Consider the following 11,760-nt stretch of genomic DNA (forward strand, 5'->3'; position numbering starts at 1 on the left):
TTTTTTTTTTTTTGAGGGGGGTGGTGTTGCACATGTATCAATATTGACTATGAAATAAAACTTATATACTCTTATGAGTAATTGAGTTTTTTATCAACTTATCAAATGAGGGGGTGAGTATGGCGAAGGTAATCGCAGTCTTAAATCAAAAAGGTGGCTCAGGTAAAACGACAATTGCAACGCACCTGGCGAGGGCAATTCAGTTAGATGGTAACAGTGTCATTTTGATTGATAGCGACCCGCAAGGCTCTGCGCGTGACTGGTCAGCAGCCCATGAATTACAGCCGGTGTCAGTTGTTGGAATTGATCGACCAACTATCGAACGTGATTTAAAAAGCTTGGCCGCAACCGATTTTGTTGTAATCGATGGCGCACCGCAAGCCGCAGATCTCGCAGTAAGCGCGATAAAGGCAGCAAATTTTATTCTGATACCTGTGCAACCGTCGCCGTATGACATCTGGGCAACGGCGGATTTAGTTGACCTGGTTAAACAAAGAATCGAAGTCACTGACGGGAAATTGAAAGCAGCATTTGTCATATCCAGGGCGATTGCCCATACCAAACTGGGCAACGAGGTTGGCGAAGCTCTTGAGGGATACGGACTGCCAGTTTTGAAATCGAGGATTTATCAGCGCGTAATCTATCCAGGAACAGCAGCGACCGGAAAAACAGTTTTTGATACAGACCCGACAGGAGATGCAGCACAAGAATTTGACGTGTTAAAAAACGAGATTAAAGAATTTATCATTTGAGTAAAGGAGTAAATAAGTATGTCGAAATTAGGACTAGCAGCAGGACGACCAACAGCATCATCCAAGAAAATTGATATGAGCGATGATAAGGAATTCGTGAGAGTGAACGCTGAAGTTACGGAAGCCGAGCGCGAAAAATTGAAAATTCACTGCGCCAAGCACAAGTTATCAATTACACAATTCATAAGGAATGCTATTGCATCTTTACCTGATGAGTAATTACTTTTTTATTCATTTGAGTATTTACTCTCTTGAGTAAAAGAGTATAATAATTACGCACTACCGCAATTCAATGAGGAAATAATTATGAATCCTGTAGGAGTTGGCATAGCTTCAGTCCTTGGTTTGTTAGCAGTCTATTTGTATCTGAATCAAAGCGAGCATGTCACTAATGCCCAGCTCGAAGCTCAAGCAGATATGCGCTGCCAACAGGCTCAGTTTGACCGGAGTTTCGCGGAAAAGTGGAATGAAAATTCCGACAAGCTGAAAAAGTTAGAAGGCAAGGAGGAAGACGAGTGCAAGCGTTTTGAAGCTCGACGTAAGCAGAGTGAAGTCGTCCAGGTACAGAAACAAGCGGACGACAAAGAACTGAAAGAAACCATCGGCAACATCATGAAATGACAAGGAGAGCAATATGAAATTAGCAAAAATTTTGACTATTGGCTGTATTTTGTGTGGCCTTAATGCACAAGCAGAAGGAACCAAGTCACCAGTTGCAATGACACTAGATACCACGATCAACCAAGCCGCAAATAGCCTGGAAGAGCAGTTTGAGGCCAATTACGGGGGAAGAATTGAAGAGGTCAGACTGTTATCGCCTACTCTGAGTCTGCACGACTGGAAATATCAAGATACGCGAACCAAAAAGGGTTTTGTTATCGGAAGCGCTGACGATGCAAAATTGAAAGAACACATTCAGCACTTGAAAGTGTCTGTCGGAGTGCCAGACGTATTTGCACCGTTTAACGCAAAGATGGCGAAAGCTATTCAAGGCACAGATGCCGACAGAAACGATTTAATGTTACGTCTCGTAGCACTGCAAATATTAAGAGAAGTGTCTAATCCGGAAAATAACTGGAGTGAATACCAGCAGATAAATATCTCAAATTCTCAATTACAGCACTATGCACGTTTAACAAGAAATATCGAATTCGCAAATTTGCTATCGATAGAAATTGCACACAAACTTAATAGCACCTACAAAAATCAAATGGACTTCATGAAGGACTTTGTAGCTGCTTTTGTAGAAATACCAAAGGACAGGCTTACGAAGATAGCGTCAGAAGCCAATAAAACAGTTGCTGCTCAATTACAAGAAGGTCTGACCGTAAAGATATCCAGTGATGACGCCGAATCTTGGAGCTTTGGAAATTCGCATTATCAAGTGAAAGAAGACGGAAGCTCAACTTTGCTAAAAGATAAGGTTCCTGTGTATGGAGGCGGATATATTGGCGGCAAATACTACGCTCTAAAAATTGATACCTTGGTAGTATTGAAATAAGGATATCTAAGCATGAAAGTAAAAATTTTAAGCTACGCGGTTTTAATGACGCTATTAATTTCAGGTTGTTCTAAACAAGCATCGGTATCAACTGAATCAGTTCAAAATACCGGATTTAAAGGCGAGTTTAGTCAATCCAGCACTGACAGCCAAACTGCCGGAAAAGTGCAAAGAACGACCAGAAAGCAACAATTATTAACAGCGCTTATTGACGCGGCACAGAAAACACAAAGTGAATACGAAACGTATTTTCCGAAATTTTCAGATGATGAAGTAAAAAAACACAAAGCGGGTTTTGACGCGAGTGGAGATATACGTGATCGCTTAATCGAATGGGGATATACAAAAAATCCATTTGACCAAACTGCTTTTTCCGATAACACCGGAATGCGCGAAATCACAAAACTGATTAAGCTTCCAAACAAAATCGATGATTGGTTTTTACCGCTGGATGAAAAAGCACAAAAATATGTGAATGACGGAAATGTGCAAGCCGGACATGATTTCCTTTTAAGGTACTGGACATTGCAATTATTTAATTGGTCTGTTCAACCGAGTACCGGATGGCCGGACATTGAAGGCTTGAACAGAAATGATGCCCAGGAAAGATGGATTATCATATCAATGCGACGAATCAGATTTGCAAATTTGTTCACTTCTGAGATTAGTCGCATAATGCCGACAGTGCATAAAAATCCGACAGAATTTAGAAATGATTTTGTCGTTGCTTTAAACAAAATGTCGAACGAAACGCTATATCAAATTTTTGCACAAGCGAAAAGCCAAGCGAATGATGATATGAAAGAACCGCTCACCATAGACGGAGTGACAGGACGCGGCACAAGTTGGGTTGTTGGTACAAAAGAGTATAACGGTCAAATGGCTGGTTGGACATTCAAAATTGGTGGTCAGCCGGTTTTTGGTAACGGTTATATTGATGGTCAACTTGTCGAAAGTGAGTTAGCAAGCTCGCTTGAACTTTCAAGCAAAATTGACAGAGCTATCAAGAGAAGCGGTACTGTTGGAACTGACGAAAACGCAAAAGGCAGCGTGAAAGCAGAGTGAGTTAATTGACCTGGATTTTCCAGGTCAATTAACTGGGTGTGACAGCGGGTAGAGGGTCGGTCAACTTTGTTGACCTTATAAAAGAAAGAGGCACACATGACGCACCTACGGTGAGCAGTAGAAAAGCCTCAAAACCAACGCCAGCAAACGGTTTTAGCGTAATACACTTTTTGCATAAAACGTATTACACTATAAGGCATTTTTAATGCAAAACCGTTATGTAGTAACGCTTTCAGGAGAATACAAAATGAGTGAGTCAAAGGTAATAACAACCCGTCTGCCGAATGATCTTTTAGATAATATTGATGAGCTTGTAAAAGACAAATTTGACAATCGAAGCGAGGCGATGAGAAGCTTGCTAGAACTCGGTATTGACAGAAATTGTGTGTTGGAGCGAATTGAACGTGTTGAGCAAAAATTAGAGAGGTTGCTCGTTGTGGCGGAAGCACAGTATCAACATTCTTATATCAGTACGATATTTCTACTTGAGTCCGGCAATGATGCTCTCAAAGAAAAAATGATGAATTCGCTGCCTGATATTAAATCCACAGCAAATCGAATGTTGGCAAAGATACTTGTAGAAAGATTCGGTGAATAAATGGCTATTAATAAAAAATCTACATCTGATAATTTCACGCGAGGCAGTGATACGATTTGGCACCAGGTACAAATGCTTTTTGCTGGAGTTAGACGCTTGGCGATAATTTGTATTAGCATCACAATGCTGTCATTTTCGATATACGTCATGCTGATTACTAATTCCATGCAGCGGCAAATATTGAAGACTTATTACGAGGCATCAATAATAAAAAGTCTTGGAATGCATCGAAATGTCACAATCGATCTGCCGGACGGAAAACGGACATTTGAAGCTTCTCACGCAAAAGAAATACTAGAAGGTGGAGCAGGGAAATTCAAAATATTGCTATTACTCGGTGTATTGCTTTCAATGGGAATTGGTGTCGTATCTGTTATTAAACTCACTAAGTATCAAATCAAGCGTGGTCTTTTTGAGGCAGAAGATAAATTCATTGAAGGACAGAAATTAGTCGAATCTGAAGAATTATCAAATCTTACGAGAGAGAAATCAAAAGGCGGGTTTGAAATCGGCTCAGTACCAATCCCAGATGCACTACTGCAAAGAAATTTCGCATTTATAGGGAATCCAGGCACAGGAAAATCAAGAGCGATATTTCGATTCTTGGATAGTGCTAGACCGAACATGAAAGCTGTTGTTTATGATCGAACCGGCGATTATGTTGAACGTTACTATAATCCAGCACGGGGGGATATCATTCTTAATCCGTTTGATGCTCGGTGCGCCAACTGGTCGATATTTTCCGATTTGAAAGAAGAATTGGACTATTCAACGATGTCTAACTATTTCATTCAAGAGAAAAAAGGCGAAGCTCATCCTGAGTTCAAAGAAGGCGCTCGCATACTTTTTGAAGATATTTTGAAATTCATTCAAATTGAACCTGGCTTTGAGAAATCAATGGCAGAGTTGACGCGGGTAATCAATACAATGACGTTGGAGCGAATATTTGAGCTTGCACGTAAATATCAGTTGCCTTCGGCTGGTGCGTTGAATCCTGAGAACGTCAAGACCTCGGAAGGTGTCAGGTTTTCACTTATCACACAGCCAGCGATCCGATTTTTCAAGTATTTTAATGAAACCAGCACCAACTTTTCAATTTCTGACTTCGTTAAGTCTGACGATAAGGCATGGCTTTTTATTCTTAGCCATCCGACGCAGCATGTCGCAATTAAGCCATTTGCCGCTGCATGGTTAGAAATAGCGATGCTGGCAGCAATGAGCCAAAGACCGATTAATTACAATCGCATCATTTTCGCAATTGATGAACTGGCGAGTCTTCCAAAATTAAAAGCTGTTGAAACTGGCTTGACGGAAGCGCGAAAATTCGGTGTTTCGATTCTTTTAGGGTTTCAGACTGATGCGCAGATTGATGAAGTTTGGGGCGCTGAGCTTCGTCGGGTTCTTTTGGCAAATTGTCAAACCAAGGCTATTTTCCGAAGCGAGGATGGAGAAACGGCAGCAAGATTGGCAGACACTTTGGGAAAAAAGGCGATTGACGAAGCCAGCGAAGGTGCTCATTTCGGCGTTGAAAGCGACAGAGACAGCAGCCAGCTTCAGCGCAAAAGAACAGAAATTCACCTGGCAATGGCATCGGTCATTCAAACACTTCCTGACCGTACCGCGTTTTTAAAAATTGCAGGAAATTATCCGTTGGCGAAGGTGGTTATCCCAAACACGCCAGACGTTAAAGTTGCTGAGGCTTATCAAAATAAACAAATGCCTGACTTACTGGCGACTTTGCGGGAGTCCGCAAACTCTGCAACTGAATGTAATGAAGTGAGTGAAATGCCGACCGAAGAAAACCAAACCATATCGATGAAATATGATCTCTAAGAGCGAAATTAGCAGCGCGGTCGGTGCCTCAAAATACATGACGGCTCAGGCATCTGTCGAATACTACGCTGGCGAAAATTCGCCCTCGCAGTGGGGCGGGAAGGGCGCAGAGCACGCGGGTGTATCCGGAGAGGTCAAGGAAGCGGATCTCACAAATATACTGCTTGGAAAGGTTCGGGAAGTCAGCGAAGGGGCGAACGGACAGCAAGAGGAAAAGACAGTCCAGCTCGGGCGTACCAAAATTGACCAGGTAACGGGTGAAAAAGCCATTGAGCATCGAGCTGGGGTAGATTTCACGTTTGCACCGCCTAAAAGCGTCTCTATGGAGTCTGAAGTCTGGGGTAGGCAAGATGTTAGGGACGCGCACGAAAAGGCTGTACGGGCGTCTATGGACTATCTGGAGGCCAATGCCGCTCAGTACCGAGTGAAGGAAAACGGTATTGCGACCACAGTGCAATCGGACAATCTCACCTATGCGACCTTTCAACATGCCACCAGTCGCGCTGGAGATCCACAGACCCATACCCACGTACTAATCGCTAATCTCACCTATGACGGAGACGGTAAAGCAAGAAGTCTGTCGAATGAAAAGTTATACGACCACCGGACGACCGCCGATGCTGTCTACAAGAACGAACTGGCAAGCGGACTGCAAGCGCTTGGCTACGAGCTTAACTATGACGGACGGGGCGAATTTGAGATTTCCGGATATGGCAAAGAAAAACTCAAGGAGTTTAGCAAACGAAGCGAAGAGATTGATGCCGCTTTGCGTGAGCGCGGGAGCAATAAAGAACAAGCCAGCCATGAAGCACGCCAGGTCGCAAATTTAGCAACGCGGGTTGAGAAGGAGGCAGGTCACAGCGAAAGCGCCGAGCCACATCGAGGCCGCTGGCAGCGCGAGGCCAGCGAGTTAGGCATTGCACCCGCCGAGCGAAAAACGCAGGAAATAGGCATCGATTCTGCAAAAGGTATCGTGAGTAACGCGATTGCGAGTTGGGCTGAGCGTGAGCAAGAATTTTCCAAAAAAGACCTGGTGAAAGAAACGATGCTCCAGTCGAGTGGAAGAGTCAGCAGTCAAAATCTGTTGGCGGAGATCGAGAAGCAAAGGGAGTCAGGGGAACTCGTACAGCGAACCAATGATAGGAGCGGTGCCAGGTTCACGACTCAAGCCGCGATAGCTGGCGAGCAATGGGCTGATAAGCAGATCAGCGCCGGCACTGATGCTCACATTAGCGTCATGAACAAAAAAGAGTTTGAAGCCGCTCTTACTGCTTTTGAAGATAGAAAAAGCAGAGAGATTGGAAACGGCCAGGAATTTAGATTAAAAGACGAACAGAGAAATGCAGCGTACAACATTCTAACTTCCGGAGATCAATTCAGCGCAATACAAGGTAGTCCTGGTACTGGAAAAACGACCATGCTGGAATTCGTCCGCGAGGCGGCCGAGAGCAAGGGGTGGACGGTGCAAGGCATGTCGAACGGCGCAAGCCAGGCAGAGACTTTACAAAAAGAGAGCGGCATTAAATCATCTACTGTTGCTTCGTTTTTGTCTGAGTATTCAAAGACCAACACGGAGCCGCAAGGTATCGCAAAGACGCTTTACATCAATGATGAAGCATCGATGAGCGGTCAGAAAGATTTCAATTCCACCATCGCAGCAACGCAACATGCCGGGGCAAAGATGGTCTTTGCTGGCGATCAAGATCAACACCAGAGCGTCGCGGCGGGCGCCGCCTACGAGAGAGCCATTAGCAACGGGAAGATGCAGGTTTCCTACCTGGTCGATATCACACGACAAAAAACGGCAGAGGCAAAGGCTCCAGTGCAATCAATCATCGCTGGAAACCATGCCGAGGCCATCAGAATGACCGCCAAGGAATTTAGTAACGCACGTACCATCGCTAACAACAAATGGGAGCAAATATCTGCTAACCAAGGTGACACGCTAACGAAGTCTCAAACGGCACAGCGCAAAGAAGAATTAAAGCAAGCGAGTAGGCAAGACAATCTCGCGTCAATCCGGACGCTTGCAAAAGATTACGCCGCCCTGAGCCCTGAAGACAGAAACAAAACGGCGGTCATCACTGGCACTAATGCTGATCGCGTTGCGATCAACAATCAGATACGAGACGAACTGAAAGCGCAGGGGAATCTTTCAGCGGGGAAGGTGATTAATACCTTGAAGGTAAAAGACCTCACAACGGCACAGCGATCGGAGGCGTCCAGTTACCAGGGCGGCGACGTTCTTATACAAACCTCGAAACGAGGCGAGGTCGCCCATATGAAAGTCAAACAAATCAACACCAGGGCGAACACGATAACGGTCACAAAAGAAGGTAAAGACTACGAAATAAAAGCAGCCAGCGCGGTCAACATGCAAGCGTATGTGGAACAACAAAGAGAGTTTTCCGCTGGCGATAAAGTGGCGTTTACTCAGAATTCAGGGGCAGTAAAAAACGGAACTATCGGCACCTTTGTAAAGATCGATGATCTCATCATGACGGTTGATATCAACGGCAAACAAAAAGAAATCGATTTGCGGAACTACAAACATATTGACCATGGCTATGTTATGACCAGCCATAAGTCGCAGGGCGCGACTGTTGATCGAACTTTGATACATCATAACGTCGATAGTGGGATGCATGGCCAGCGTGAAAGTATGGTGAACAACACCAGGGCGCGGTTAAAAACCGTTACCTACACGCAGGATATGGACAAGGCGTCGAAACAGGCTGAGAAAGAAGTGAGCAAGACAGTTGCTACAAAAGTGCGGAGAGTCGATAAAGAGAGAACGCTACAGCCAAGATTAGAAGGTGATCGGTCAATGGTACAGCGGAACGAATTTGCTAACAACGTATTCGCAGAACAGCTTAGATTTTCACCTGCGAAATACAGTGATTACAAGGAAGTAAAACAAAATAACAATGAAAGGACAAACGAAAAAACACCAGAAAAAACACCAGAAAAAACACTAGAGGCAGCAAAAGGAAAAGTGCAGGAAAGAGTGCGGGAGAGAGAGCAAGGCATAGAGCTTTCTATGTAATTGTTTAGTCTAATTTATTTTTAAAAAGGAACGGTCAACATGGCTACTAAAGAAACAGAATCGCAGAAACAACTTTTGCAGGATAAGATAAAAAAAATGCAAGCCAAACTGCGGACTATAGAAGCCGCAGAGCGGAAAGCAGAAGAAAAACGGTTGAGTAAGATACGGGAAGAATTTTTTAAAATCTTGGCTGAACTTGAACTGTATGATGTGAAGCCGGAAAAGCTAAGGGAGCTTTTAAAAGACAACAAGGCCAAACTTTTAGCTGATGAGAAAAACGCAGAATCGTGACACGTCGAGCCGCCGTTTTCTGGCGGCTACGGGTTGCTTAGACTGGCTGGAAGGCATCCCAACTGGCAGGAAGGCGATCATATCGTGCGAGCCAAGGCACCAGTTTAGGATCAAGCCAGCCAATGACTTCCGTTCCTTTCGTGTGCAAATCAAGCAGGGAGGGAGTAAGCCACAATAGCTGTTCATGGTGAAATACTCGGTTCCGCAAGTCGCGTACCTGGTTCAAGGCCGATGAAATAGCGTGGCGCTGTCGCTGGTGCTTGGGGCAGCGAGGAAAGACCAGGCGTAGGTCTTTCCAAAGCACAGACTGAAAGCTGCCGTTGAATAGTGAACTCCAAAAACCGAAGGTCAGCTCTGCCACAATCTTGTCCGTAGTGGCGGTTTCTTCTCGGCGTTGTAGTTTGGCCTTCGCGCTGACCACTTCCTTGGTCTGCCATGCAAACGCTGGATTTCCTGCCCACGCCTCCCACCAGTCGGCTCGCCGATACAGCGTGGACAGTTGGCGATGGATGCCATTCTTGAGTGCAATTTCCAGAACGTTAAGCATAGGCATCATGGCTTCAGACAGAAGCATATTATTCACGTAGGCCGTAGCTGCCTTTGCTTCATCGCCGCCGCATGAGGCGCGATAGCGGCCAAGTCGGGCAGAGGAAAAGTGTTTTTCGAGATCATTCCAGTTCATTGCACATCTTTTTTGATCATTTGGGTTCACGATGATATACTGTGTATGCAGCCCTAGGCTACGTTCTCTCCCAGCCACCATACTGGTGATAACACTAGGTTAGTTTTTGACCCCGTTCTACGGGGTCACCCAGATTAAAAAAAACCCGCTCTTAGGCGGGTTTTTTGCTTCAGGCTGCCTAATTTCGAGATGGGAACTGCCCCAGAATGCCCCAAGCCTTCGCCCAGGCCATAGCGCGTTGCTTGTCTTCCGGAGTTTTTGCTACGATCACTCTGTCTACCGCCACACTCAGGCGACGCAGCGCGTAGGCTGTTCTCTGATGCTTGTCTCGATGCATCTTAGTCATTCTTTAGCCGATGTCTCGGATCGCCTCAGCTACAGCGGCGATAACGGCTGTCTGATCCAGCGGATTAGGCCGCAGACTATTACTGATGATGTCCTGCTTGACGGTATTTAGAATACTGTCAAGATCGCAACCTGCCTTGCGAGCTGCGTACAGAACAGCGGTAAGTGCGTGGGAATATTTGCCTGCATTGTCCATGCGATGTCCTCATAAGTGTATTTAATGGCAATAATATCACCGGCCACCAGTTTTTAATACAGGCAACTACAGTTACCTGGCAATCGATAATTATTCGGTCAGTCGTTGTTGGCCAGCGTTCTCCAGCTCCTCACGTTTCTTTTGATCGTCACTACTTACACGTCGTCGGTATTCTTTGATGAACATAACCCGATCACCTTTGAAAAACAGGGCAGGATTAGTCCAAAATGCGGTAGGACCCTTTGGGTAAATGAAGCGTTTTTCTAGTAGCTCTTTAAGTCCGCGTTGAAACGTTTTTTCAGACATTCCTACGTCCCTACCTTCAACACCCTCACCAAACCAGAACAAATTTACATAGTCAGCAAAACCACGATTCATCGGAGTTCTCTGATACTGATCCAAGACAACTTGAAAAACTCGTTGAGCGGTCTTTGTCAGATCGTAGGAGGCAGCAACACCAGCAGCGAATACCTTCACAAATTCAGCATCATCTTTTTCTTCAATATGATGAATGGCAGACACCCCCATAATTTCACCTGTCGAAGAATTTATTAGTTCATCAGATCTACCAGATCGGACATAACGTCTCTTTGATCGTATTTCCTGTGGCTCAACTAGTGGGTTTATAGTCGGAGAATAGGCTAGTTTGCGTAAGTTGACGGACATTTTTCGCCTTGTAATTGTCTTTAACAGGACATAGTGTATTCTCGCGAAAGACATAAATCAACATTTTTTTGTCTTTCAACAGTACAAAGTTGTCTTTCGACAGCCCAAATCTGTCTCGACCATATAAGCCCAGCAAGGGTTTCCGGCATTTCCTTCTCTCTCTATGTAATACGGTCAGTCGAGAAGTCTCTTTAATAGCCCCCGCAAGCGGGGGGGAACGCGCTTCGCGCTTGTTGACCCCATTTAAAACAAAGAATCCGGCGCTGGAGCGCGCCGAATGAAATCCGCAGGGGGTTGCACCCCCTCTCTCACTTCGGCTTCGCCTTCGTGCCGGACTCGAACCCCCGTGGCAGGGCTGCGCCCTCCCCCCGCTTTTGGCGGCTCCCCCCACCCCCTGCGCCTCTGGCGCGGCTTCCAGGGGGAAAGGCGTTGCAGCTCGGTTTTGGGGGTTAGGCTTTTTTTTAATGGGGTTAGGCAAGCGAAGCGCGCAGTAAACCTCCCGGATCAACCCCGCGAAAGCGGGGCGCGTAGCGATTTGCGCAGCAAATTTGACCGGAGACAACCGGAGGGCGTCAGTGGTAGCAATTTGTATACGTGCGCGCGAACATTTCGTGTGTTTCTGCCGTGGTTTTGCTTTTAGCCCCTGCGCGAAGCGCAGTTTTTTTTTTTTTGAGGGGGGTGGTGTTGCACATGTATCAATATTGACTATGAAATAAAACTTATATACTCTTATGAGTAATTGAGTTTTTTATCAACTTATCAAATGAGGGGGTGAGTATGGCGAA

General features: G+C 45.4%; 13 protein-coding genes. 9 read left to right on the forward strand and 4 right to left on the reverse strand.

Annotation, left to right across the window (positions count from 1 at the left end):
• The first annotated feature begins 119 nt into the window (after positions 1 to 119).
• The 9 genes from parA (at position 120) to H8K32_RS19670 (ending at position 9,086) form a co-directional block, all read left to right on the forward strand.
• A complete protein-coding gene (gene parA / locus H8K32_RS19630) occupies positions 120 to 752 on the forward strand; it encodes a ParA family partition ATPase (protein ID WP_186914274.1) in 633 nt (210 codons plus the stop codon).
• A gap of 18 nt (positions 753 to 770) precedes the next feature.
• Positions 771 to 971, forward strand: coding sequence for a chromosome partitioning protein ParB (locus H8K32_RS19635; protein WP_186914276.1), 201 nt, complete (start codon positions 771 to 773; stop codon positions 969 to 971).
• A gap of 87 nt (positions 972 to 1,058) precedes the next feature.
• On the forward strand, positions 1,059 to 1,373 hold the full coding sequence (locus H8K32_RS19640; RefSeq protein WP_186914278.1) for a hypothetical protein: 315 nt from the start codon (positions 1,059 to 1,061) through the stop codon (positions 1,371 to 1,373).
• 13 nt (positions 1,374 to 1,386) lie between these two features.
• Positions 1,387 to 2,253, forward strand: a complete 867-nt coding sequence (locus H8K32_RS19645) for a hypothetical protein (protein WP_186914280.1) — start codon at positions 1,387 to 1,389, stop codon at positions 2,251 to 2,253.
• Between the two features lie 12 nt (positions 2,254 to 2,265).
• Positions 2,266 to 3,318, forward strand: a complete 1,053-nt coding sequence (locus H8K32_RS19650; protein WP_186914282.1) for a hypothetical protein — start codon at positions 2,266 to 2,268, stop codon at positions 3,316 to 3,318.
• Positions 3,319 to 3,523: 205 nt separating this feature from the next.
• The gene (locus H8K32_RS19655) at positions 3,524 to 3,916 is read left to right on the forward strand and encodes a ribbon-helix-helix domain-containing protein (protein ID WP_186914284.1); all 393 of its coding nucleotides are present in this window, start codon (positions 3,524 to 3,526) and stop codon (positions 3,914 to 3,916) included.
• The gene (locus tag H8K32_RS19660) at positions 3,917 to 5,749 is read left to right on the forward strand and encodes a type IV secretion system DNA-binding domain-containing protein (protein WP_186914286.1); all 1,833 of its coding nucleotides are present in this window, start codon (positions 3,917 to 3,919) and stop codon (positions 5,747 to 5,749) included. It begins immediately after the preceding gene.
• Positions 5,739 to 8,795, forward strand: a complete 3,057-nt coding sequence (mobF, locus tag H8K32_RS19665; RefSeq protein ID WP_186914288.1) for a MobF family relaxase — start codon at positions 5,739 to 5,741, stop codon at positions 8,793 to 8,795. The genes H8K32_RS19660 and mobF overlap by 11 nt, the downstream gene beginning before the upstream one ends.
• A 39-nt stretch (positions 8,796 to 8,834) precedes the next feature.
• The gene (locus H8K32_RS19670; RefSeq protein ID WP_186914290.1) at positions 8,835 to 9,086 is read left to right on the forward strand and encodes a hypothetical protein; all 252 of its coding nucleotides are present in this window, start codon (positions 8,835 to 8,837) and stop codon (positions 9,084 to 9,086) included.
• Positions 9,087 to 9,123: 37 nt separating this feature from the next.
• Here H8K32_RS19670 and H8K32_RS19675 read toward each other — a convergent pair whose 3' ends face one another.
• From H8K32_RS19675 to H8K32_RS19690, 4 genes are all read right to left on the reverse strand, one after another.
• A complete protein-coding gene (locus H8K32_RS19675; RefSeq protein WP_186914292.1) occupies positions 9,124 to 9,768 on the reverse strand; it encodes an Abi family protein in 645 nt (214 codons plus the stop codon).
• A gap of 178 nt (positions 9,769 to 9,946) precedes the next feature.
• Positions 9,947 to 10,114 carry a hypothetical protein gene (locus tag H8K32_RS19680; RefSeq protein WP_186914294.1) on the reverse strand — a complete coding sequence of 56 codons (168 nt, stop codon included), beginning with the start codon at positions 10,112 to 10,114 and terminating at the stop codon, positions 9,947 to 9,949.
• 3 nt (positions 10,115 to 10,117) lie between these two features.
• Positions 10,118 to 10,309 carry a hypothetical protein gene (locus tag H8K32_RS19685; protein ID WP_186914296.1) on the reverse strand — a complete coding sequence of 64 codons (192 nt, stop codon included), beginning with the start codon at positions 10,307 to 10,309 and terminating at the stop codon, positions 10,118 to 10,120.
• A gap of 90 nt (positions 10,310 to 10,399) precedes the next feature.
• Positions 10,400 to 11,029, reverse strand: a complete 630-nt coding sequence (locus H8K32_RS19690; RefSeq protein ID WP_343068095.1) for a replication/maintenance protein RepL — start codon at positions 11,027 to 11,029, stop codon at positions 10,400 to 10,402.
• Positions 11,030 to 11,760: the final 731 nt, after the last annotated feature.

Source organism: Cognatundibacterium jejuense, from assembly GCF_014284255.1.
In the GTDB taxonomy this organism is placed as follows: domain Bacteria; phylum Pseudomonadota; class Gammaproteobacteria; order Burkholderiales; family Burkholderiaceae_D; genus Undibacterium; species Undibacterium jejuense.